The sequence below is a fragment of the Enterobacter sp. JBIWA008 genome, from assembly GCF_019968765.1.
Taxonomy (GTDB): Bacteria; Pseudomonadota; Gammaproteobacteria; order Enterobacterales; family Enterobacteriaceae; genus Enterobacter.
The window spans coordinates 3,970,937-3,993,514 of sequence record NZ_CP074149.1; the positions used below are offsets into that span (position 1 = coordinate 3,970,937).

Annotated in this window: 20 protein-coding genes and 1 other RNA gene; 5 read left to right on the forward strand and 16 right to left on the reverse strand. The window is 56.1% G+C overall.

The features are described from left to right. Positions 1–42 precede the first annotated feature (42 nt). Positions 43–1,476 (forward strand): 6-phospho-beta-glucosidase BglA, encoded by a 1,434-nt coding sequence (gene bglA / locus KGP24_RS19120; protein ID WP_223561484.1) that lies wholly within the window; start codon positions 43–45, stop codon positions 1,474–1,476. A 69-nt stretch (positions 1,477–1,545) separates the two neighbouring features. Here the strand turns inward: bglA and KGP24_RS19125 are convergent, their stop codons facing one another. The 8 genes from KGP24_RS19125 to KGP24_RS19160 form a co-directional block, all read right to left on the reverse strand. Further along, complete coding sequence (locus KGP24_RS19125) at positions 1,546–2,289, reverse strand: SDR family oxidoreductase (protein WP_223561485.1); 744 nt, start codon at positions 2,287–2,289, stop codon at positions 1,546–1,548. A gap of 70 nt (positions 2,290–2,359) precedes the next feature. Beyond that, positions 2,360–5,233, reverse strand: coding sequence for an aminomethyl-transferring glycine dehydrogenase (gene gcvP, locus KGP24_RS19130; protein WP_223561486.1), 2,874 nt, complete (start codon positions 5,231–5,233; stop codon positions 2,360–2,362). Between the two features lie 126 nt (positions 5,234–5,359). Further along, complete coding sequence (gcvH, locus tag KGP24_RS19135; RefSeq protein ID WP_008499718.1) at positions 5,360–5,749, reverse strand: glycine cleavage system protein GcvH; 390 nt, start codon at positions 5,747–5,749, stop codon at positions 5,360–5,362. A gap of 23 nt (positions 5,750–5,772) precedes the next feature. Beyond that, positions 5,773–6,867: a glycine cleavage system aminomethyltransferase GcvT gene (gene gcvT, locus KGP24_RS19140; RefSeq protein WP_045910150.1), complete on the reverse strand. Its 1,095-nt coding sequence runs from the start codon at positions 6,865–6,867 to the stop codon at positions 5,773–5,775. A gap of 397 nt (positions 6,868–7,264) precedes the next feature. Further along, positions 7,265–8,467, reverse strand: a complete 1,203-nt coding sequence (gene ubiI, locus KGP24_RS19145) for an FAD-dependent 2-octaprenylphenol hydroxylase (RefSeq protein WP_223561487.1) — start codon at positions 8,465–8,467, stop codon at positions 7,265–7,267. 12 nt (positions 8,468–8,479) lie between these two features. Further along, positions 8,480–9,658, reverse strand: a complete 1,179-nt coding sequence (ubiH, locus tag KGP24_RS19150) for a 2-octaprenyl-6-methoxyphenyl hydroxylase (RefSeq protein ID WP_223561488.1) — start codon at positions 9,656–9,658, stop codon at positions 8,480–8,482. Next, a complete protein-coding gene (pepP, locus tag KGP24_RS19155) occupies positions 9,655–10,968 on the reverse strand; it encodes a Xaa-Pro aminopeptidase (RefSeq protein ID WP_223563528.1) in 1,314 nt (437 codons plus the stop codon). Before pepP ends, ubiH begins: the two co-directional genes overlap by 4 nt. A gap of 31 nt (positions 10,969–10,999) precedes the next feature. After that, positions 11,000–11,578 carry a YecA family protein gene (locus tag KGP24_RS19160; protein WP_223561489.1) on the reverse strand — a complete coding sequence of 193 codons (579 nt, stop codon included), beginning with the start codon at positions 11,576–11,578 and terminating at the stop codon, positions 11,000–11,002. A gap of 168 nt (positions 11,579–11,746) precedes the next feature. Here KGP24_RS19160 and zapA point away from each other — a divergent pair, with 168 nt between their 5' ends. The 3 genes from zapA to KGP24_RS19175 all read left to right on the forward strand — a co-directional run bounded on the left by zapA (position 11,747) and on the right by KGP24_RS19175 (position 12,922). Further along, entirely contained in the window at positions 11,747–12,076 is a 330-nt protein-coding gene (zapA, locus tag KGP24_RS19165) for a cell division protein ZapA (protein ID WP_006811891.1), read from the forward strand. A gap of 41 nt (positions 12,077–12,117) precedes the next feature. Next, a non-coding RNA gene (gene ssrS / locus KGP24_RS19170) (6S RNA) lies at positions 12,118–12,301 on the forward strand. 24 nt (positions 12,302–12,325) lie between these two features. After that, positions 12,326–12,922, forward strand: a complete 597-nt coding sequence (locus KGP24_RS19175) for a 5-formyltetrahydrofolate cyclo-ligase (RefSeq protein WP_223561490.1) — start codon at positions 12,326–12,328, stop codon at positions 12,920–12,922. A gap of 102 nt (positions 12,923–13,024) precedes the next feature. On the opposite strand, the gene serA is transcribed toward KGP24_RS19175, so the two are convergent. Further along, complete coding sequence (serA, locus tag KGP24_RS19180; protein ID WP_032643292.1) at positions 13,025–14,257, reverse strand: phosphoglycerate dehydrogenase; 1,233 nt, start codon at positions 14,255–14,257, stop codon at positions 13,025–13,027. Positions 14,258–14,523: 266 nt separating this feature from the next. Further along, positions 14,524–15,183 (reverse strand): ribose-5-phosphate isomerase RpiA, encoded by a 660-nt coding sequence (rpiA, locus tag KGP24_RS19185; protein WP_003860091.1) that lies wholly within the window; start codon positions 15,181–15,183, stop codon positions 14,524–14,526. A gap of 127 nt (positions 15,184–15,310) precedes the next feature. Here rpiA and argP point away from each other — a divergent pair, with 127 nt between their 5' ends. Further along, positions 15,311–16,204, forward strand: a complete 894-nt coding sequence (gene argP / locus KGP24_RS19190; RefSeq protein ID WP_008499727.1) for a DNA-binding transcriptional regulator ArgP — start codon at positions 15,311–15,313, stop codon at positions 16,202–16,204. Positions 16,205–16,252: 48 nt separating this feature from the next. Here the strand turns inward: argP and KGP24_RS19195 are convergent, their stop codons facing one another. The 6 genes from KGP24_RS19195 to epd form a co-directional block, all read right to left on the reverse strand. Further along, a complete protein-coding gene (locus KGP24_RS19195; protein WP_029739214.1) occupies positions 16,253–16,993 on the reverse strand; it encodes an oxidative stress defense protein in 741 nt (246 codons plus the stop codon). Positions 16,994–17,084: 91 nt separating this feature from the next. Then, the gene (gene argO, locus KGP24_RS19200; protein WP_021242063.1) at positions 17,085–17,720 is read right to left on the reverse strand and encodes an arginine exporter ArgO; all 636 of its coding nucleotides are present in this window, start codon (positions 17,718–17,720) and stop codon (positions 17,085–17,087) included. 145 nt (positions 17,721–17,865) lie between these two features. Next, the gene (gene mscS / locus KGP24_RS19205) at positions 17,866–18,720 is read right to left on the reverse strand and encodes a small-conductance mechanosensitive channel MscS (RefSeq protein WP_223561491.1); all 855 of its coding nucleotides are present in this window, start codon (positions 18,718–18,720) and stop codon (positions 17,866–17,868) included. A 186-nt stretch (positions 18,721–18,906) separates the two neighbouring features. After that, positions 18,907–19,986, reverse strand: a complete 1,080-nt coding sequence (gene fbaA, locus KGP24_RS19210) for a class II fructose-bisphosphate aldolase (RefSeq protein ID WP_223561492.1) — start codon at positions 19,984–19,986, stop codon at positions 18,907–18,909. 92 nt (positions 19,987–20,078) lie between these two features. After that, entirely contained in the window at positions 20,079–21,242 is a 1,164-nt protein-coding gene (pgk, locus tag KGP24_RS19215) for a phosphoglycerate kinase (RefSeq protein WP_023333323.1), read from the reverse strand. Between the two features lie 49 nt (positions 21,243–21,291). Then, a complete protein-coding gene (epd, locus tag KGP24_RS19220; protein WP_223561493.1) occupies positions 21,292–22,311 on the reverse strand; it encodes an erythrose-4-phosphate dehydrogenase in 1,020 nt (339 codons plus the stop codon). Between the last annotated feature and the right edge of the window lie 267 nt (positions 22,312–22,578).

Genomic DNA, 22,578 nt, shown 5'->3' on the forward strand with positions numbered 1-22,578 from the left:
CTAGACTCGATGCCAATAAGCCATTTATTGAGAATAGCAGCGATGAAAAAATTGACCTTACCAAAAGATTTTTTATGGGGCGGCGCGGTTGCGGCTCACCAGGTTGAAGGCGGCTGGAACAAAGGCGGCAAAGGGCCAAGCATTTGCGACGTATTGACCGGCGGCGCGCACGGCGTGCCGCGCGAAATTACGCAGGAAGTGGTGCCGGGGAAATACTATCCCAATCATGAAGCTATTGATTTCCACGGCCATTACAAAGAAGACATCAAGCTGTTTGCCGAAATGGGCTTCAAGTGTTTCCGCACCTCTATTGCCTGGACGCGTATCTTCCCGAACGGTGACGAAACGCAGCCAAACGAAGAAGGGCTGAAGTTTTACGACGACATGTTCGATGAGCTGCTGAAGTACAACATCGAACCGGTGATCACCCTCTCCCACTTCGAAATGCCGCTGCACCTCGTGAAGGAGTACGGTAGCTGGACCAACCGTAAAGTGGTCGATTTCTTTGTGCACTTCGCGGAAGTGGTCTTCGAGCGCTACAAAAACAAGGTCAAATACTGGATGACCTTCAACGAAATCAACAACCAGCGTAACTGGCGCGCGCCGCTGTTCGGCTACTGCTGCTCGGGCGTGGTCTATACCGAATACGAAAATCCGGAAGAGACCATGTACCAGGTCCTGCACCACCAGTTTGTGGCCAGCGCCCTGGCGGTGAAAGCCGCGCGTCGCATCAACCCGGAGATGAAGGTCGGCTGCATGCTGGCCATGGTGGCGCTCTATCCGTTCTCCTGCAAACCGGAAGACGTGATGTTCGCCCAGGAATCCATGCGCGAGCGCTATGTCTTTACCGACGTCCAGCTGCGTGGATACTACCCGTCCTACGTGCTGAACGAGTGGGAGCGCCGCGGCTTCTCCATCAAAATGGAGGCAGGCGACGAGCAGATCCTGCGTGAAGGTACCTGCGACTACTTAGGCTTCAGCTACTACATGACCAACGCGGTGAAAGCGGAAGGCGGTACCGGCGATGCCATTTCCGGCTTCGAGGGCAGCGTGCCGAACCCGCACGTGAAGGCGTCCGACTGGGGCTGGCAGATTGATCCGGTAGGCCTACGCTATTCCCTGTGCGAACTGTATGAACGTTATCAGAAGCCGCTGTTTATCGTTGAAAACGGTTTCGGCGCCTACGATAAGGTAGAAGAAGACGGCAGCATCAACGATGACTATCGTATCGACTACCTGCGTGCCCACGTGGAAGAGATGATCAAAGCCGTCACGCACGATGGCGTGGATCTGATGGGCTATACGCCATGGGGCTGCATCGACTGCGTGTCGTTCACCACCGGCCAGTACAGCAAGCGCTACGGCTTTATCTACGTGAACAAGCACGACGACGGCACGGGCGACATGTCGCGTTCCCGCAAGAAGAGCTTCGAGTGGTATAAAGGCGTGATTGCCAGCAACGGCGAGAAACTTTAACTCTGCTGCGCCTGCAACGGCCAACGATTATCCCCTCTCCCCTTTGGGGAGAGGGTTAGGGTGAGGGGTTTATTTCCCGCCAGCCAGCTCTAAAAAACTACCCGTTACGTACGACGCCTTCTCGCTCAGCAGCCAGACAATCGCCTGCGCCACCTCTTCCGGCTGGCCGCCGCGCTGCATCGGCAGCAACGATTTCAAGCGATCCACTCGCCCCGGCTCTCCGCCGGAAGCATGGATATCGGTATAGATCAGGCCCGGACGAACGCAGTTGACGCGAATGCCCTGCGCCGCCACCTCCAGCGATAGCCCGGTTGTCAGCGAATCCACCGCCCCCTTCGACGCGGCATAATCCACATATTCACCCGGTGCCCCCAGACGCGACGCCGCGGAAGAGACGTTCACTATCGCCCCACCCTTGCCGCCGTGCCTGAAGGACATGCGTTTTACCGCTTCCCGGCAGCAGAGAAAGTAGCCCGTAACGTTGGTCGCCAGAACGCGGTTAATGCGCTCAGCGGAGAGATTCTCAATAGTGGATTGCTCAAACAGAATCCCCGCATTATTGACCAGCGCGGTCAGCGGCTCGCCTTCACGATCGAGGCTGTCAAACATCGCCAGCACCTGGGCTTCATCGCTGATGTCCGCGCGGACGGCAAAGGCTTTACCGCCCGCCTCAACGATCTGGTTGATGACCTCCGTCGCGGCCTTAATGTTGTGATGATAGTTCACCGCCACGGTGTAGCCTTCGCGTGCCAGCTGCAGCGCGGTGGCTTTCCCAATGCCCCGGCTGGCGCCGGTGACCAGTGCTATTGCCATTTTCTTCTCCCAATAAAAAAGCCGGGAGGCGGCTTCGCCTTACCCGGCTTACGTTACTACATCAGCAATATTACTGGTATTCGCTCATCGGCACGCAGGAGCAGAACAGGTTACGGTCGCCGTAGACGTCATCAAGACGCTTCACGGTCGGCCAGTATTTGTTTGCCACGCCTGCCGGGAAGACCGCCAGCTCGCGGGAATAACCGTGATTCCACTCTGCCACCATCTCATGCTGGGTGTGCGGAGCGTTAACCAGCGGGTTATCTTCCAGCGTCCACTCGCCGTTCTGCACGCGGTCGATCTCCATGCGGATGGCCAGCATCGCGTCGATAAAGCGGTCCAGCTCGGCTTTACTTTCGGACTCGGTCGGCTCCACCATCAGCGTTCCCGCAACCGGGAACGACATGGTTGGCGCGTGGAAGCCGTAGTCGATCAGACGCTTGGCGATATCCAGTTCGCTAATGCCCGTCGCTTCTTTCAGCGGACGAATATCCAGAATGCACTCGTGCGCCACGCGACCGTCGCGGCCGGTATAGAGCACCGGGAAGGCTGACTTCAGGCGAGTCGCAATATAGTTGGCGTTCAGGATCGCCACCTGGCTTGCCTGCTTCAGCCCTTCCGCGCCCATCATGCGGATGTACATCCAGCTGATTGGCAGGATAGAGGCGCTACCGAACGGTGCCGCAGAGACCGCGCCCTGACGGGTCAGCATGCCTTCAATCTGCACTACGGTGTGGCCCGGAACAAACGGTGCCAGATGCGCTTTCACGCCGATTGGGCCCATGCCCGGGCCGCCGCCGCCGTGCGGGATGCAGAAGGTTTTGTGCAGGTTCAGGTGCGACACGTCCGCGCCGATAAAGCCCGGAGAGGTAATGCCCACCTGAGCGTTCATGTTCGCGCCGTCGAGATAAACCTGACCGCCGAACTGGTGCACCACGTCGCACACTGCACGGATGGTCTCTTCGTAGACGCCGTGGGTTGAAGGGTAGGTCACCATGATGCAGGAGAGCTTGTCGCCCGCCTGCTCGGCTTTCGCACGGAGATCGGCCAGATCGATGTTGCCGTTCTTATCGCACGCCACGACCACTACTTCCATGCCCGCCATCTGGGCAGAGGCCGGGTTGGTACCGTGGGCAGAGCTTGGAATCAGGCAGATATCGCGGTGACCTTCGTTACGGCTTTCATGATAGTGACGGATCGCCAGCAGGCCCGCGTATTCGCCCTGCGCGCCGGAGTTCGGCTGCATGCAGAGCGCGTCATAACCGGTCAGCTTCACCAGCCAGTCGGAAAGCTGGTTGATCATCATGTGATAACCTTCCGCCTGCTCTGGCGGGCAGAACGGGTGCAGCTCGGAGAATTCAGGCCAGGTGATCGGGATCATCTCTGCCGCGGCGTTCAGCTTCATGGTGCAGGAGCCCAGCGGGATCATCGCCTGGTTCAGCGCCAGATCCTTGCGCTCCAGAGAGTGCATGTAGCGCATCATCTCGGTTTCGCTGTGATAGCGATTAAAGACCGGGTGCGTCAGGATTGCGTCGTTACGCAGCATGCTGTCCTGAATGGAGCGGCTGTCGAGCGCAACCTCTTTGTCGAGCGCATCAACGTCCAGACCGTGCGCGTCACCCAGCAGCACGTTGAGCAGGTTCAGGATATCGTCGCGGGTGGTGCTTTCATCCAGCGTAATGCCGACGGCGTTGTGGATGTCGCTGCGCAGATTGATCTCTGCTGCATTCGCGCGCGCCAGCACGGCCGCTTTGTCCGCCACTTCCACGCACAGGGTGTCGAAGTAGTGAGCGTGGCGCAGCTTCAGGCCTTTCTGCTGCAGGCCGCAGGCCAGAATATCGGCCAGGCGGTGAATGCGGCTGGCAATACGCTTCAGTCCAGCCGGGCCGTGGAACACGGCGTACAGGCTGGCGATGTTTGCCAGCAGCACCTGCGAGGTACAGATGTTAGAGTTCGCTTTCTCGCGGCGGATATGCTGCTCGCGGGTCTGCATCGCCATGCGCAGCGCGGTGTTACCGGCAGCATCTTTTGAGACGCCGATAATACGGCCAGGCATGGAGCGTTTGAATTCATCTTTCGCGCCGAAGAACGCCGCGTGCGGGCCGCCGTAGCCCATCGGCACGCCGAAGCGTTGCGCTGAACCGAAGACAATATCCGCGCCCTGTTTGCCCGGGGCCGTCAGGAGTACCAGCGCCATAAAATCGGCGGCAACGCTGACAACCACTTTGCGGGATTTCAGCTCGGCAATCAGCGCGCCGTAGTCGTGTACTTCACCCGTCGTACCAATCTGCTGCAGCAGCACGCCGAAGACGTCCTGGTGATCCAGCACTTTGTCAGCGTCGTCAACGATCACGTCGAAGCCGAAGGTCTCTGCGCGAGTGCGCACCACGTCCAGCGTCTGGGGATGCACGTCCGCCGCCACGAAGAAGCGGTTGGCATTTTTCAGCTTGCTCACGCGTTTTGCCATCGCCATTGCTTCAGCGGCAGCGGTGGCTTCATCCAGCAGCGAGGCGGAGGCGATATCCATACCGGTCAGATCCAGCGTCACCTGCTGGAAGTTCAGCAGCGCTTCCAGACGCCCCTGGGAGACTTCTGGCTGATACGGAGTATAAGCGGTGTACCAGCCCGGGTTTTCCAGCATGTTGCGCAGGATAACCGGCGGCAACTGCACGTTGGTGTAGCCCATGCCAATGTAAGACTTATAGCGCTTGTTCAGGCCTGCGATAGCCTTTAGCTCCGCCAGCGCGGCGAATTCCGTCGTGGCTTCCCCCACCTGAGGCGGCGTGGCAAGCTGGATGTCTTTTGGCACAATCTGGCCGATCAGTGCGTTTAATGAATCCGCGCCAACCGTCTTCAGCATCTCCTGCTGTTGCTGAGCATCCGGCCCAATGTGACGTTCAATGAAGGCGCCACGGTTTTCAAGCTGGCTTAAAGTCTGTGTCATGAGCGATGGTTCCTGAAACGTGCAGTGAATGTGTTTTCTCCCTCTCCCTTAGGGAGAGGGCTGGGGTGAGGCTGTCGTCTGTTCCCCTCACCCTACCCTCTCCCCAAAGGGGAGAGGGATAATGGCTTACTCGTCTTCTAACAGTGCTTCGTACGCGGTCGCATCCAGCAGCGCGGCAACCTGAGATTCGTCGCTGGCTTTGATCTTGAAGATCCAGCCGCCTTCATAAGGCTCGCTGTTCACCAGTTCCGGCGAATCGCTCAGCGCGTCGTTGACGGCAACGATTTCGCCGCTCACAGGGGCATAGATATCGGATGCCGCTTTTACGGACTCCGCTACGGCGCAGTCGTCGCCCGCGCTAACGGTTGTACCCACGTCAGGCAGGTCAACAAACACCATGTCGCCCAGCAGCTCCTGCGCGTGCTCGGTGATCCCTACGGTGTAAGTGCCGTCCGCCTCTTTGCGCAGCCACTCGTGTTCTTTGCTGTATTTCAGTTCTGCTGGCACATTGCTCATTGAAGTTCTCCTGATAAAAATGATTAGGCGACCGGCTTACCGGCGCGAACAAAAATCGGTTTGGTTACGTTGACCGGCATTTCGCGGTTGCGGATTTGTACCACAGCCGTTTCGCCAATACCCGCCGGCACGCGTGCCAGTGCAATACTGTAGCCCAGCGTCGGGGAGAAGGTACCGCTGGTGATCACGCCTTCGCGAGGATTGCCGTCAGCATCGGTAAAACGCACCGGCAGTTCACCGCGCAGCACGCCCTTCTCGGTCATCACCAGACCCACCAGTTGTTCAGTGCCCTTCTCGCGCTGCATCTCCAGCGCTTCGCGGCCAATAAAGTCACGGTCAGCCGGTTCCCATGCGATGGTCCAGCCCATGTTGGCGGCCAGCGGAGAAACACCTTCATCCATCTCCTGGCCGTAGAGGTTCATGCCCGCTTCCAGACGCAGCGTATCGCGCGCGCCCAGACCCGCCGGCTTCACGCCCGCTTCCACCAGCGCACGCCAGAAATCAGCGGCCTTCTCGTTCGGCATCGCAATTTCGTAGCCTGCTTCACCGGTGTAGCCGGTGGTGGCGATAAACAGATCGCCCGCCTGTACGCCGAAGAACGGCTTCATGCCAGCGGTGGCGTTGCGCTGCTCGTCGTTAAACAGAGAGGCGGCTTTTGCCTGCGCGTTTGGTCCCTGCACGGCGATCAGCGACAGATCGTCACGGACGGTGATGTCGATGGCATAAGGTTCGGCGTGTTGGGTGATCCAGGAGAGGTCTTTTTCGCGGGTGGCGGAGTTTACAACGAGGCGGAAGAAATCTTCGGTGAAGTAATAGACGATAAGGTCATCAATCACGCCGCCCGAGGCATTCAGCATGCCGGTATAGAGCGCTTTGCCCGGCGTCTTCAGTTTAGCGACGTCGTTTGCCAGCAGATAACGCAAAAACTCCCGGGTGCGGCTACCGCGCAGATCGACAATCGTCATGTGGGACACGTCGAACATACCGGCATCGGTGCGCACCGCGTGGTGCTCATCAATCTGCGAGCCGTAGTGAAGCGGCATCATCCAGCCATGGAAGTCCACCATGCGGGCGCCGCATAACACGTGTTGTTCGTACAAAGGAGTCTGTTGAGCCATCTTATCCTCGTTGAAAAATTCACCGTGAAACCCGGTATCGGCCCCTTTACCTGGCGCCGACGCAAACGTTCTCTTTTACCTGAACTTACCACCGAAACCGGCGGTTAACCATAAGGTAAAACGGGTCATCACATTAGCTTATGACCAAAAAACGCTAAAAAGCCTACAGAGTTATTCACTGGAAAAATGCGATTATCCCCGCACAAAATTAACAATGATCTAACAGGATTTAGCACATGGTGATATTTCATGCGGAAAAATGGGCCGAATTTCCGTAACGATAAAAACATAACATTAGTTAATCTAATGCGAAAAATGACGTGGAATTAGATTATTTCAAACGAGGGAATTTCCCCGGCGCAGAGGCCGGGAGAATAAAGTGTGACAGGGATCTAAGTTAGCGCAGCCAGTCAGGGAGATCGTTAAGACCCATCGCCTGACGGAGAAGTTGAGGTTTGACGCCAGGAAGCGTATCGGCCAGTTTAAGACCGATATCGCGCAGCAGTTTTTTCGCCGGATTCGCCCCGGCAAACAGCTCGCGGAAGCCCTGCATGCCCGCCAGCATCATCGCCGCACTGTGCTTGCGGCTACGCTCGTAGCGGCGCAGATAGAGATGCTGACCGATATCTTTCCCTTCGCGATGCAGGCGACGCAGCTCTTCAACCAGCTCCGCCGCGTCCATAAAGCCAAGGTTAACGCCCTGCCCGGCCAGTGGATGAATGGTATGGGCCGCATCACCTACCAGCGCCAGACGGTGGGCCGCAAACTGACGCGCGTAGCGACCGGTTAACGGGAACACCTGCCGATCGCTTTCAAGGGTGCACAGGCCAAGGCGGTTATCAAACGCCATGCAAAGCGCCTGGTTAAAGGCATCCGGCGTCGCCTCCTGCATCAGCTGGGCTTTTTCCGGTACCAGTGACCAGACGATAGAGCACAGATGCGGATCGCTCAGCGGCAGGAAGGCCAGAATGCCGTCATTGTGGAAAATCTGCCGCGCCACGCCGCCGTGCGGCTCTTCGGTTCGGATCGTTGCCACCATCGCATGATGGCGGTAATCCCAGAAGGTCAGCGGGATATCGGCCTTGTTGCGCAGCCAGGAGTTCGCACCATCGGCACCGACCACAAGACGCGCGGTCAGCATGTCGCCGCTTTGCAGGGTGATAAACGCCTCGTTTTCACCCCACGCTACCTGCTGGATTTGCGCGGGTGCCATCATGGTTACATCGCTACAGGACAGCGCTTTTTGCCACAGCGCATGATGGATAACGGCATTCTCAATAATATGGCCAAGGTGGCTATAGCCCATGCTTTCATCATCAAAAGCAATATGACCAAAGCTGTCTTTATCCCACACTTCCATACCGTGATAGCAGCTGGCGCGCTGCGCCACAATATCTGCCCAGACGCCAAGGTGCGTCAGCAGCTTTTCGCTGGCCGCATTAATTGCCGAGACGCGGAGTTCCGGCGGCGCATCCGGGGCAACGGGCTGGGGCTGTTTTTGCTCCAGCACCGCCACGCGAAGGCCGCTGCCCTGTAAACCGCAGGCCAGCGCCAGTCCGACCATACCGCCGCCAACGATGGCGACATCAACATTTTGCACGGTGATAACTCCTTAACGCGCGACCCAACCCAGGGTCCGCTGCGCCAGCACGTCGCGTGCCGGAATGAACAGTTCCATCGCCATCAGCCCGAGGTTGCGACCTGCAACCAGCGGTGCCCAGCGATTGGCAAAGAGATGGACTAAGCCGTCGGTAACGCCGATTGTCGCCTCTTTATCGGCCTGGCGTCGCTTCTGGTAATGGCTTAGCACCGAATAAGCGCCACAATCTTTTTGCTCACCCCATGCCAGCGCCAGCGATTCTGCCAGGCTCATGACATCACGCAGCCCAAGGTTAAATCCTTGTCCGGCAATCGGATGTAATGTCTGCGCGGCGTTGCCGACCAGCGCCACGCGGTGAGAAACAGACTGCGATGCGGTGGTTAACGACAGCGGATAGACCGCACGTTTCCCCGCATGGGTAATACGCCCAAGTCGCCAGCCAAAGGCTTTCTGCAACTCGGTACAAAAACGTTCGTCTGACCAGGCCTGAACCTCTTGAGCTTTATCCTGCGAATGACACCAGACAAGCGAACAGCGCCCGTCCGACATCGGTAGCATTGCCAACGGGCCGTGCTGCGTGAAGCGCTCAAACGCCCGGCCGTTGTGTTCTGCTGCGGTCGCGACGTTCGCAATGACCGCGACCTGCCCGTAAGGCTGCTGCCGCCACTCTACGCCGCACTGCGTGCCAAGCGCCGAACGCGAGCCGTCCGCCGCCACCAGAAGCTGACCGTCGAGAACGGTGCCATTATCGAGCGCTACGCTCACCGCGTCTTCGCTGCGGCTAAAACTGGCAACGCGCGCCGGACAGTGTAGCGTGACGCCCGGCGCATCCTGTAACAGACGGAACAGACGCAGGCCGACGTCGTGGAGTTCAACAACCTGACCCAGGGCATCAATCCGGTAATCCTGCGCGTCCAGCGTGACAAAGCCAGCATGGCCGCGATCGCTCACGTGAACGGTTTTAATTGCCGTGGCGCAATCGGCGATCGCCTGCCAGATACCAATGCGGGACAGCTGCTGGCAAGTGCCTTGCGCCAGGGCAATAGCGCGCGAATCAAAACCTGGATGATTCTTCGCCTGCGGTGCGATAGCTTCAACCAGGTGCACCGGAAGCTGCCCCTTCGTCAAATGCGAAATGGCCAGCGCCAGCGTTGCACCGGTCATGCCGCCGCCAACGATGATCACGCTCATGCGCGCGCCGCTGCCATCAGCGCCTCAATATCGTCAGCGTTTTTCACGACGCTCGCGGTCAGGTTTTCGTTACCGGTTTCGGTAATGACGATGTCATCTTCAATACGAATGCCAATCCCGCGGTACTCTTCAGGCACGTCGGCATCCGACGCGATATACAGACCCGGCTCCACGGTTAACACCATGCCCGGCTCCAGCACGCGCGAACGGTCCGGGCCGTATGCACCAACGTCATGGACATCCAGCCCCAGCCAGTGGCTCAGGCCGTGCATGAAATACGGTCGATGCGCATTTTCAGCGATCAGGGTATCGACATCCCCTTTCAGGATCCCGAGCCTGACCAGACCGGTAATCATGATGCGCACCACTTCACCAGTCACTTCCTGCATGGAGGTACCCGGACGATACAGCCTGAGCGCCGTCTCAAGCGATTCCAGGACGATGTCGTAAATGGCGCGCTGTGCCGGTGAGAATTTACCGTTCACCGGGAAGGTACGGGTGATATCCCCCGCGTAGCCCTGATATTCGCAACCGGCGTCAATCAGTACCAGATCGCCGTCGCGCAGCGCACTTTCGTTTTCGGTGTAGTGCAGAATGCAGCCGTTTTCCCCGCCGCCGACAATCGTGCTGTAGGAGGGATAACGCGCGCCGTGGCGGTTAAATTCGTGGTGAATTTCGCCTTCCAGCTGGTATTCGAACATTCCGGGACGGCACTTTTCCATGGCGCGGGTGTGCGCCAGCGCGCTGATTTCGCCTGCACGCCGCATCAAATTCAGCTCTTCTTTAGACTTGAACAGGCGCATCTCATGCACTACCGGGCGCCAGTCCGTCAGCGTGGCAGGTGCGGACAGGTTCTGCCGCGAGCCTTTGCGCAGCTTATCCAGCGCGGTGAAGACAATCTCATCGGCGTACGCATATTCGCCCTGCGCGTGATAGAGCACGTCAAGGCCGTTAAGCAGCTGATAGAGCTGCTGGTTGATTTCGCTAAACGCCAGCGCGCGGTCAACGCCCAGCTTCGCCAGTGCAGCCTCCTGGCCTAAGCGGCGGCCAAACCAGATTTCGGCCGCCAGATCGCGCACGCGGTTGAAAATCACGCTGTGGTTGTGGGTGTCATTGCTCTTAATCAGCACCAGCACGGCTTCCGGCTCGTTAAAGCCTGTGAAGTACCAGAAATCGCTGCTCTGTCGATAGGGATATTCGCTGTCGGCGCTGCGCGTGACTTCGGGCGCTGCAAAAATCAGCGCGGCGCTGCCCGGCTGCATTGTTGCCAGCAGCGCCTGACGGCGGCGTGAATACTCTTGATTCGAGATAACCATGACACCCTCCTGTGCGTTATTTTTCTTAATGTAAGGTTGGCTTGCGGACTTCCGGCGCGGTCGGCTGGGAGCGCGTGAAGTTGTCGTGACACAGCAATGCCGCCACTCGCACGTACTCGATAATCTCTTCAAGCGACATTTCCAGCTCTTCCTGGTCTTCGTCTTCATCGTAGCCCAGCTGGGCGATGTTACGCAGGTCGTCGATCGCTTCACCCGCTTCGCCGGTCACTTTATCCAGTTTAGGCTGCGTCACGCCCAGCCCCAGCAGATAGTGGTTTACCCAGCCGGCCAGCGCATCGGCGCGATCGAACACGCTGACGTCGTCGCCTTCAGGCAGATAAAGCTGAAAAAGGAAGCCATCGTCTTCCAGTGAATCGCTGGTTGCGGCGTGCATTTTACGCAGCGCTTCCGCCAGCTCGTGACCAAACGCCAGCCCTTCATTCGTGAGGTCGTGGATCAGCGGCTGCCATGAGCTGTCGTTGTTTCCACCGCACAGAATGCCACTGATCAGACCGTGCATTTCGGCAGGGGTTAAACCAACTCCCTGCTGGTTAAGTAACTGGTTTAAATCCTTGTAACCAGGCATTTCGTTCTGTATAGACATGAGCATTCGTCATCAAAGGGGGGAAGTTTCATGATATGCTACCACTTTGGACCCTGGTGATACCAGAAAAGGGCTTGTATCTTCATATCAGGGTAGCTATAGTGTCGCCCCTTCGCAGCCCCCGGGGCAGTAAGCGAAGGCAGCGCAGTCAATCAGCAGGAAGGTGGCATGTCTGCACAACCCGTCGATCTCCAGATTTTTGGCCGTTCACTGCGAGTGAATTGTCCGCCTGAACAAAGGGATGCTTTGAATCAGGCAGCGGACGATTTGAATCAGCGGTTGCAAGATCTAAAAGAACGCACTAGAGTCACAAATACTGAGCAACTGGTTTTCATCGCCGCGTTGAACATCAGCTATGAACTGACTCAGGAAAAAGCGAAGACCCGCGACTACGCGGCAAGCATGGAGCAGCGCATTAAAATGCTCCAGCAGACCATAGAACAGGCGTTGCTTGATCAAGGTCGCAATCCCGAAAGACCGGGACCAAAGTTTGAATAACACTTCTCAGTTGACTATGGTAGAGTAACTGTGAAGACAAAATTTCTCTGAGATGTTCGCAAGCGGGCCAGTCCCCTGAGCCGATATTTCATACCACAAGAATGTGGCGCTCCATGGTTGGTGAGCATGCTCGGTCCGTCCGAGAAGCCTTAAAACTATGACGACACATTCACCTTGAACCAAGGGTTCAAGGGTTACAGCCTGCGGCGGCATCTCGGAGATTCCCTCTCTTTTCTTCTACCGACTACCATGACTCAATTCCCTGAAGTTTCGGCTTCACGCCAGGACATTCGTCAGCTCATTCGTCAGCGCCGCCGTGCGTTAACCTCCGATCAGCAAGCGCATTTTGCCCAGCAGGCCGCCGCCCGTATGATGGTGTATCCCCCTGTCGTAATGGCGCATACGGTTGCCCTTTTCCTGTCGTTTGATGGCGAACTGGACACCCAACCGCTGATAGAGCAGCTCTGGCGCGCCGGGAAGAAGGTCTATCTGCCGGTGCTGCATCCGTTCAGCGAAGGCAATCTGCTGTTTTTGCACTACCACCCGAACAGCGAGCTGGTGGTGAATCGTCTGAAAATCACAGAGCCGAAACTCGACGTGCGCGATGTGCTGCCGCTGTCAAAGCTGGATGTGCTGATTACGCCGCTGGTCGCTTTTGATGAACAGGGCCAGCGTTTAGGGATGGGCGGCGGTTTTTACGACAGAACGCTGCAAAACTGGCAGCAGTACGGGCTGCAGCCGGTGGGTTACGCGCATGATTGCCAGGGCGTGGAGGCGTTGCCGGTAGAGAAGTGGGATGTGCCGTTGCCGGCGGTAGTGACGCCCAGTAAAACCTGGATCTGGTAGGATAAAGCCGGGTGGCATCTACGCCTTACCCGGCCTACATCAATCCTCGGACTCTGTAGGGCGGATAAGCGTAAACGCCACCCGACACCACAGACCGCACTATCAGTACAGCAGACGCGCGCGAATCGTCCCCGGAATGGCCTTCATGCTCAGCAACGCTTTCTCGGCAACATCGTCATCCGCTTCGATATCAATAACCACGTAGCCCATCTGCGAGTTCGTTTGCAGATACTGCGCGGCAATGTTGACGCCCTGTTCGGCAAAGATCTGGTTGATTGCGGTCAGCACGCCTGGACGGTTTTCGTGAATGTGCAGCAGACGACGACCACCGTGCAGCGGCAGAGACACTTCCGGGAAGTTCACGGCAGACAGCGTAGAACCGTTGTCGGAATATTTGCTCAGCTTACCCGCCACTTCCAGACCGATATTCTCCTGCGCTTCCTGGGTAGATCCGCCGATATGCGGCGTCAGGATCACGTTGTCAAACTCGCACAGCGGAGAGGTAAACGGATCGCTGTTGGTGGCTGGCTCCGTCGGGAAAACGTCGATGGCCGCGCCCGCCAGGTGCTTACGCTTCAGCGCATCCGCCAGGGCCGGGATATCGACAACCGTGCCGCGGGCGGCGTTGATCAGCAGTGAACCCGGCTTCATCAGCGCCAGCTCCTCCGCGCCCATCATGTTTTTGGTGGACGCATTTTCCGGCACGTGCAGGCTCACCACGTCACTCATGTTCAGCAGGTCAGACAGGTGTTGAACCTGGGTGGCATTGCCCAGCGGCAGCTTGCTTTCAATATCGTAAAAATAGACATGCATACCGAGAGATTCCGCCAGAATCCCCAACTGCGTACCGATGTGTCCGTAACCGATAATCCCCAGCTTTTTACCACGCGCTTCGTATGAGCCCGCAGCCAGTTTGTTCCACACGCCGCGGTGCGCCTTGGCGTTAGCTTCTGGAATGCCGCGCAGCAGCAGCAGCAGTTCGCCAATCACCAGCTCCGCCACGGAACGGGTGTTGGAGAACGGGGCATTGAAAACAGGAATACCGCGTTTCGCGGCAGCATTCAGGTCAACCTGGTTGGTACCGATGCAGAAGCAGCCGATAGCCACCAGCTTTTCCGCCGCGGCAATCACATCTTCAGTCAGGTGTGTACGGGATCGCAGGCCAATGAAGTGGGCATCACGGATGGACGCTTTCAGCTCTTCGGTATCGAGCGCGCCTTTGTGAAATTCGATGTTGGTGTAACCTGCCGCACGAAGGCTATCGATTGCTTTTTGATGCACGCCCTCTACCAGCAGGAATTTAATCTTGTCTTTCTCCAGTGATACCTTTGCCATTTACCCGACCCTGTTTTTGTCTGAACTGATGTTGTGCTGGATATGAATCCGCTGTAGCCAACATATCAAAAAAAACTATTGCAGCAATATGAACGTTTGCGTCGGCACTCTGAAGAAAAGTCATACAGAGCAAAATGTCAGAGGAAAATGCTATGGAAATTTACAAACGCGGCAGGATCGGCAAAAGAGGCGTAAAAACGTGACACAAGTCACCGAATTTAGCTTTTCAAAAATTTTTTAGCGGGGGGAGTACTCCCCCCGTCAGATCATTTTACGATGGTTTTCACGCCGTCAGCGGTGCCGATCAGCGCCACATCCGCGCCACGGTTGGCGAATAGCCCTACGGTCACTACGCCCGGAATGCCGTTGATGGCATTTTCCAGAGCAATGGCGTCAAGAATTTCCAGACCGTGAACATCGAGGATCACGTTACCGTTATCGGTGACTACGCCCTGACGGTATTCCGGACGACCGCCCAGTTTCACAAGCTGACGGGCAACCGCGCTACGCGCCATTGGGATCACTTCGACCGGCAGCGGGAAATTCCCCAGAATGTCGACCTGCTTGGAGGCGTCCGCGATACAGATAAACTTGTCCGCAACGGAGGCGATGATCTTTTCGCGCGTCAGCGCCGCGCCGCCGCCTTTGATCATCTGCATGTGGCCGTTGATTTCATCCGCGCCATCAACGTAAATCCCCAGACGATCCACTTCGTTGAGATCGAAAACGGTAATGCCGAGGCTTTTCAGCTTTTCCGTGGAAGCATCAGAGCTGGAAACCGCGCCCTCAATCTGCCCCTTCATCGTGCCCAGTGCATCGATAAAGTGTGCCGCGGTTGATCCCGTACCGACACCGACAATGGTACCCGGCTGCACGTACTGGAGAGCGGCCCATCCTACTGCTTTTTTCAGTTCATCCTGCGTCATGATCGTTTTGCCTGTGGTGTGAAAACTCAGGGCGCATTATAGAACACGTCGAATGGAATTCGTCTGCCACGAAGGGAAAATTGTGTCATAGTGCAGAATAAGCAAAATTAAGGAGCCAGCCAGAGCAATGAAACGTCCGGACTACAGAACACTACAGGCACTTGATGCAGTTATTCGTGAACGCGGTTTTGAGCGCGCGGCGCAAAAGCTTTGCATCACCCAGTCCGCCGTATCACAGCGTATCAAACAGCTTGAAAATATGTTCGGCCAGCCGCTGCTGGTGCGTACCGTGCCGCCACGTCCAACCGAGCAAGGGCAAAAGCTCCTCGCCCTGCTGCGCCAGGTTGAACTGCTGGAAGACGAGTGGCTGGGTGACGAACAAACGGGCTCTACGCCGCTGCTGCTCTCTCTGGCGGTCAACGCCGACAGTCTGGCAACCTGGCTGCTGCCGGCCCTTGCGCCGGTATTAGCGGATTCCCCTATCCGCCTGAATTTACAGGTTGAAGATGAAACCCGTACCCAGGAACGCCTGCGTCGCGGCGAAGTGGTTGGGGCGGTCAGTATCCAGCCTCAGGCGCTGCCAAGCTGTCTTGTCGATCAGCTGGGCGCGCTGGACTACCTGTTTGTGGGTTCAAAAGCCTTTGCCGAGCGCTACTTCCCGAACGGCGTCACCCGCGCCGCGCTGCTGAAAGCTCCTGCCGTAGCGTTCGACCATCTGGACGATATGCATCAGGCGTTCCTGCAGCAAAACTTCGATCTGCCGCCGGGCAGCGTGCCGTGCCACATCGTTAACTCGTCTGAAGCCTTTGTGCAGCTTGCGCGTCAGGGCACCACCTGCTGCATGATCCCGCATCTGCAGATTGAGAAAGAGTTGAAAAGCGGTGAGCTGATTGACTTAACGCCGGGGCTGTATCAGCGCCGGATGCTCTACTGGCACCGTTTTGCGCCGGAAAGCCGCATGATGCGCAACGTCACCGACGCGCTGCTGGCGTACGGACATAAGGTGTTGAGACAGGATTAATCGCTTGAATTCCCTCTCCCTGTGGGAGAGGGTTAGGGTGAGGGCAAATTACTGCGCCTTAGCCGCCTCAGTTTGCTGAGTTTGAGTTGGCTCCAGCTGGAAGACCACATCCACCTGATCGTCGAACTGAATGGTTGGCTGCTCGTAAGTTTCCTGAGCAGAAACAGGCGCTGCATCAGCCTTCATCATACGTACCATCGGGCTTGGCTGGTAGTTAGAGACGTGGTAACGCACGCTGTAAACCGGGCCGAGCTTGCTCTTAAAGCCAGAAGCCAGCTGTTCCGCCTGGTGAATGGCATCATCAATCGCCGCTTTACGCGCTTCGTCTTTGTATTTCTCCGGTTGCGCAACGCCCAGCGACACGGAACGAATTTCGTTAAGACCCGCCTTCAGCGCGCCATCCAGCAGCGAGTTAAGCTTATCCAACTGACGCACGGTCACTTCGACGGTACGCACGGCTCGGTAGCCTTTCAGGATGCTTTTACCATTCTGGTAGTCGTAATCAGGTTGAGTACGCAGGTTCGCGGAGTTGATATCTTTTTTACCTACACCGTTCTGCTCAAGGAAAGAGAGATATTGCGCAACACGATCGTCAGCCTGCTTCTTGGCAGTTGCCGCATCTTTCGCAGCCACATTGACTTCAATTGCCAGCGTTGCGACATCGGGTACCGCGTCCACGCTTGCAGTGCCTGAAGTGACGATGTGCGGGCCATCCGGCAGTTCACTTGCCTGCACCGACACCGCACCAAAACTTACTAATGCCGCCAGGGCCATCACCTTAAACTTCACTGTTATTCCTCCATGTTGCGAAGAGCGCCCATTAACAGGGCACATGCCAGCAAGCTTAGCGCGTCTTGTTCAGTTGTCCATAAGACAAGGATTAGTTGAACAATTCCTGAACGTGGTGAATCCCCTCTTTTGCCAGCTGAAAAGCAATAAACCACATCACCAGCCCCACCAGCGTATTGATGATGCGCTGGGCTTTGGCCGTACGCAGACGAGGTGCCAGCCATGCAGCCAGAATGGCGAGGCCGAAGAACCAGAGGAAAGAGGCGCTAACCGTACCCAGCGCAAACCAGCGTTTCGGCTCAACGTCCAGCTGTCCGCCCAGGCTACCCAGCACCACGAAGGTGTCCAGATAAACATGCGGATTAAGCCAGGTGACCGCCAGCATGGTGACGATAATCTTCCAGCGGCCCTGCTTCATGACTTCCGCGCTCGCCAGTTCGAGGTTGCTGCTCATCGCCGTTTTCAGTGCACCAAAACCGTACCAGAGCAGAAACGCCACGCCGCCCCAGGTGACCAGCGCCAGCAGCCAGGGAGACTGCATCAGCAATGCGCTGCCGCCAAAAATCCCGGCGCAGATCAGCAGTAAATCGCTAACCGCGCATAGCAGGGCAATCATCAGGTGATACTGGCGGCGAATGCCCTGGTTCATCACAAACGCATTTTGCGGGCCAAGGGGTAGGATCATGGCCGCACCTAAGGCAAGCCCTTGAAAGTAATAGGATAACATGACGAAATTCTCACAGTGTTGTTCTGGAAGGAGACTATACTGCGCGAATTACATTAGAGGAAATTGATAATATTAATTGGGGATTAGCAGCACTTATAAAAATAAAGCCCGGTGGCGCTAGCGCTTACCGGGCCTACGGTTGAAGTTATTCTGCTTCTTTGACTTTTTTGACGTTTACGTCCATCTGCGGGTACGGGAAGCTGATGCCGTTGGCATCGAAGTCGCGCTTAATGCGTTCCAGCACGTCCCAGTACACGTTTTGCAGATCGCTGCTTTTGCTCCAGATACGCACCACGAAGTTAATGGAGGAAGCGCCCAGTTCGTTCAGGCGAACCGTCTGCTCTTTGTCTTTCAGAATACGATCGTCTGAGGAGATGATGTTGGCGATCAGCGACTTAACCTGATCGATATCGGAGTCGTACGCCACGCTGATAATCAGCTCGTTACGACGCACCGGTTCGCGGGAGAAGTTAATGATGTTGCCCGCGATAATTTTCCCGTTCGGCACGACCACGATGCGGCCATCGACGGTACGCATGGTTGTGGAGAAAATCTGCACCTGCAGCACGGTTCCGGCAATGCCGCCAAGGTCAACGTATTCGCCGGAGCGGAAGGGACGGAAGGTAACCAGCAGAACGCCAGCCGCCAGGTTTGAAAGCGAGCCCTGCAGCGCGAGACCAATAGCCAGACCAGCGGCACCGAGAACGGCAATGACGGAAGCGGTCTGCACGCCCACACGGCCCAACGCCGCAATCAGCGTAAAGGCGATAATGCCGTAGCGCACCAGAGCGGAGAGGAAGTCAGCCACCGTGGCGTCAATGTTACGGGCCAGCATTACGCGGTTAACCGTGTTCGATACAATGCGCGCCACGATCATCCCGACGATGATAATGGCAATCGCCGCGACGATGTTCACGGCATAGCTCAGCAACAGTGCCTGGTTGCGCACCAGCCAGTTACCGGCGTTATTGATGCTGTCTACAACATCGAGTTGTTCCATTTATTCTTCCTTTTGTTAAACCAAAACACAAAATCCATCCCCCATGGAGACAGGCAAGTCCATAAAGGGTAAACAAAAAGCGCCGGGTTTGCCAAACAGATCACAAAAACCGGCCTGACAGGGTGTTGAAAAAGCATAAAAAAAGGCCCGCATTTGCGGGCCTTCTGATGCTGTTAGCAGCTCAAATTACAGAACGTCTACCGCGTTCAGTTCTTTGAAAGCCTGCTCCAGGCGAGTCACCATGGATGTCTGCGCTGCGCGCAGCCATACGCGTGGATCGTAGTATTTCTTGTTCGGCTGGTCTTCGCCTTTCGGGTTGCCCAGCTGACCCTGCAGGTAAGCTTCGTTGGTTTTGTAGTACTGCAGGATACCGTCCCATGTTGCCCACTGGGTGTCGGTATCGATGTTCATTTTCACTACGCCGTAGCTTACGGAGTCTTTGATTTCCTGAGCAGAAGAACCGGAACCGCCGTGGAAGACGAAGTTCAGGCTGTTGTGCGGCAGGTTGTGTTTCCTGGAAACGTATTCCTGAGAATCACGCAGGATAGTCGGGGTCAGAACCACGTTACCTGGTTTGTAAACGCCGTGTACGTTACCGAAGGACGCTGCAATGGTGAAGCGTGGGCTGATTTTGCTCAGCTCGGTGTAAGCGTAATCAACGTCTTCTGGCTGGGTGTACAGTGCAGAAGCGTCCATGTGGCTGTTGTCTACGCCGTCTTCTTCACCACCGGTGCAACCCAGTTCGATTTCCAGAGTCATGTCCATTTTGGCCATGCGCGCCAGGTATTTGGAGCAGATTTCGATGTTTTCGTGCAGTGACTCTTCAGACAGGTCGATCATGTGAGAAGAGAACAGTGGCTTACCGGTAGCCGCGAAGTGTTTTTCACCGGCGTCCAGCAGACCGTCGATCCACGGCAGCAGTTTCTTCGCGCAGTGGTCAGTGTGCAGGATAACTGGAACACCGTAGTGCTCAGCCATCTGGTGTACGTGGTGCGCACCAGAGATAGCACCCAGGATTGCAGCACCCTGAGGAACGTCAGTTTTCACGCCTTTACCTGCGATGAACGCAGCACCGCCGTTAGAGAACTGAACAATAACCGGTGCTTTAACTTTTGCAGCGGCTTCCAGTACGGCGTTGATGGAGTCGGTACCCACGCAGTTAACTGCTGGCAGAGCAAAGTTGTTTTCTTTAGCTACCTGGAACACTTTCTGTACGTCATCACCAGTGATAACGCCAGGTTTTACGAAATCAAAAATTTTAGACATGTTGCTTAGTCCTGTATCTTCGGCCGTTAGAAAAGGTGCGAGCTCTTAAAAGCGCGCTGAAAATTGGGCAGGTTTCCCTGCCCTTGAATGGCTTACTTCTTAGCGCGCTCTTCGAGCATTGCTACTGCTGGCAGTACTTTGCCTTCCACGAATTCGAGGAATGCGCCGCCACCAGTGGAGATGTAGGAGATCTTGTCAGCGATACCGAACAGGTCGATTGCTGCCAGGGTGTCACCACCGCCTGCGATAGAGAACGCTTCGCTGTCTGCGATAGCGTTAGCAACGATTTCAGTACCTTTGCGGAAGTTCGGGAATTCGAACACGCCAACAGGACCGTTCCACAGGATAGTTTTTGCGTTTTTGAGGATTTCAGCCAGTTTCTGTGCAGAAACGTCGCCCAGGTCCAGAATCTGCTCTTCATCTTTGATGTCGTTAACAGATTTCAGGGTCGCGGTTGCGGTTTCGGAGAACTCGGTCGCTACGCGAACATCAGTTGGAACCGGGATATCGCAGGTGCTCAGCAGGCGTTTAGCTTCGTCAACCAGGTCTGCTTCGTACAGGGATTTGCCCACGTTGTGGCCCTGAGCGGCAACGAAGGTGTTCGCGATACCACCGCCAACGATCAGCTGGTCAGCGATTTTAGACAGGGAATCCAGAACGGTCAGTTTAGTAGAAACTTTAGAACCACCAACGATAGCCACCATTGGACGAGCAGGTTCTTTCAGTGCTTTACCCAGCGCTTCCAGTTCGTCAGCCAGCAGAGGACCGGCACAGGCTACGTCTGCGAATTTACCGATACCGTGGGTTGACGCCTGAGCGCGGTGAGCCGTACCGAATGCATCCATCACGAATACGTCGCACAGTGCAGCGTATTTTTTGGACAGAGTTTCGTCGTCTTTCTTCTCGCCTTTGTTGAAGCGAACGTTTTCCAGAACCACCAGTTCACCGGCAGCAACTTCAACGCCGTCCAGGTAATCTTTTACCAGGCGAACCGGGTTGGACAGTTTGTCTTTCAGGTAATTAACCACTGGCAGCAGAGAGAACTCTTCGTTGTACTCGCCTTCAGTTGGACGACCCAGGTGGGAGGTGACCATCACTTTCGCGCCCTGCTTCAGAGCCAGTTCGATGGTTGGCAGAGATGCACGAATACGCGCGTCGCTGGTCACTTTGCCATCTTTAACCGGTACGTTCAGATCGGCACGGATGAAAACGCGTTTACCAGCCAGATCCAGATCGGTCATCTTAATTACAGACATGGTGAATCCTCTCGTTGATTCTTAAAGTTTTGCAGACGCACGATGCGTCTTACCTGAAACCTTGAGCAGCCATTGCTAACGTCGTGTCGAGCATTCGGTTAGCAAAGCCCCATTCGTTATCACACCAGACCAGCGTCTTGATAAGGTGTGCGCCACTGACTCTCGTTTGCGTGCCATCGACGATGGCGCTGTGCGGGTCGTGGTTAAAATCTACTGAGACCAACGGTAATTCCGTATAGTCAACTATACCATGAAATGCCCCCTGTGCCGCTTTTTGCAGCAACAGGTTGACTTCACAGGCTTTTACCGGTTTTTTCACCGTCACGCTAAGGTCGATTGCGGTGACATTAATCGTCGGGACACGCACGGCAATCGCTTCAAACCGGTCATTAAACTGCGGAAAAATTCGGGTGATCCCTGCCGCCAGTTTCGTATCCACCGGAATGATTGACTGGCTCGCCGCGCGAGTGCGTCGTAAATCCGGATGGTAGGCGTCGATAACCTGCTGATCGTGCATGGCGGAATGAATCGTGGTCACGGTGCCGGATTCAATGCCATACGCATCGTCTAACAGTTTGATGACCGGAATAATGCAGTTGGTGGTACAGGAGGCGTTGGAGACAATGCGGTGTTCGGCCTTCAGCTCATGCTGGTTGACGCCAAACACAACGGTCGCGTCGAGGTCGTTACTGCCGGGATGAGAAAACAGGACTTTTTTCGCGCCTGCAGCAAGATGCGCTTCACCATGTTCGCGGTTGCCGTAGACACCGGTACAGTCAAGCACCACATCCACACCCAGTTCACGCCAGGGTAGCCCGGAGATGCTGTTCTCATGCAGCACACGAATAGCGTCATCACCCACAAAAAGCCGATCTCTTTCCTGGCGAACATCCCAGGCAAAGCGTCCGTGGCTGGTGTCATATTTCAACAAATGCGCCATGCCCGTAGCATCCGCCAGTTCATTGATTGCCACCACGGTTATTTCCGCCCGACGTCCGGATTCATACAGAGCACGAACCACGTTACGTCCGATGCGACCGAAGCCATTAATCGCTACGCGTACGGTCATAGATCTCCTGCAAAGCAATCCCTGAGTTTGAGGTGGCTGAAAGAGTAATCCAGCTACGCCCGAAGGGGAATCCTTGCTGTCACAAACTGCGATTGATTGGTCAATTGTCGAACATTTAATCGACTGAAACGCTTCAGCAAGAATAAGCGAATCGGGGAATAAAAGGAATGTCTGTCCAGATGAATAAGCGAGCTATATGACTTGCGTCACATTTTAGGTGGAATAATTTACGCCGAGGCAAAAGCAAAACGGTAACCGAAAGGTTAC

Excerpts from the sequence above, each read along its gene's own strand:
- KGP24_RS19160 (WP_223561489.1), bottom strand. The coding sequence starts at position 11,578 with ATGTCTATACAGAACGAAATGCCTGGTTACAAGGATTTAAACCAGTTA.
- pgk (WP_023333323.1), bottom strand. The coding sequence starts at position 21,242 with ATGTCTGTAATTAAGATGACCGATCTGGATCTGGCTGGTAAACGCGTT.
- fbaA (WP_223561492.1), bottom strand. The coding sequence starts at position 19,986 with ATGTCTAAAATTTTTGATTTCGTAAAACCTGGCGTTATCACTGGTGAT.
- gcvP (WP_223561486.1), bottom strand. The coding sequence starts at position 5,233 with ATGACACAGACTTTAAGCCAGCTTGAAAACCGTGGCGCCTTCATTGAA.
- argO (WP_021242063.1), bottom strand. The coding sequence starts at position 17,720 with ATGTTATCCTATTACTTTCAAGGGCTTGCCTTAGGTGCGGCCATGATC.
- mscS (WP_223561491.1), bottom strand. The coding sequence starts at position 18,720 with ATGGAACAACTCGATGTTGTAGACAGCATCAATAACGCCGGTAACTGG.
- bglA (WP_223561484.1), top strand. The coding sequence starts at position 43 with ATGAAAAAATTGACCTTACCAAAAGATTTTTTATGGGGCGGCGCGGTT.
- KGP24_RS19175 (WP_223561490.1), top strand. The coding sequence starts at position 12,326 with ATGACTCAATTCCCTGAAGTTTCGGCTTCACGCCAGGACATTCGTCAG.
- ubiH (WP_223561488.1), bottom strand. The coding sequence starts at position 9,658 with ATGAGCGTGATCATCGTTGGCGGCGGCATGACCGGTGCAACGCTGGCG.
- serA (WP_032643292.1), bottom strand. The coding sequence starts at position 14,257 with ATGGCAAAGGTATCACTGGAGAAAGACAAGATTAAATTCCTGCTGGTA.
- argP (WP_008499727.1), top strand. The coding sequence starts at position 15,311 with ATGAAACGTCCGGACTACAGAACACTACAGGCACTTGATGCAGTTATT.
- gcvH (WP_008499718.1), bottom strand. The coding sequence starts at position 5,749 with ATGAGCAATGTGCCAGCAGAACTGAAATACAGCAAAGAACACGAGTGG.
- gcvT (WP_045910150.1), bottom strand. The coding sequence starts at position 6,867 with ATGGCTCAACAGACTCCTTTGTACGAACAACACGTGTTATGCGGCGCC.
- epd (WP_223561493.1), bottom strand. The coding sequence starts at position 22,311 with ATGACCGTACGCGTAGCGATTAATGGCTTCGGTCGCATCGGACGTAAC.
- zapA (WP_006811891.1), top strand. The coding sequence starts at position 11,747 with ATGTCTGCACAACCCGTCGATCTCCAGATTTTTGGCCGTTCACTGCGA.
- KGP24_RS19125 (WP_223561485.1), bottom strand. The coding sequence starts at position 2,289 with ATGGCAATAGCACTGGTCACCGGCGCCAGCCGGGGCATTGGGAAAGCC.
- rpiA (WP_003860091.1), bottom strand. The coding sequence starts at position 15,183 with ATGACGCAGGATGAACTGAAAAAAGCAGTAGGATGGGCCGCTCTCCAG.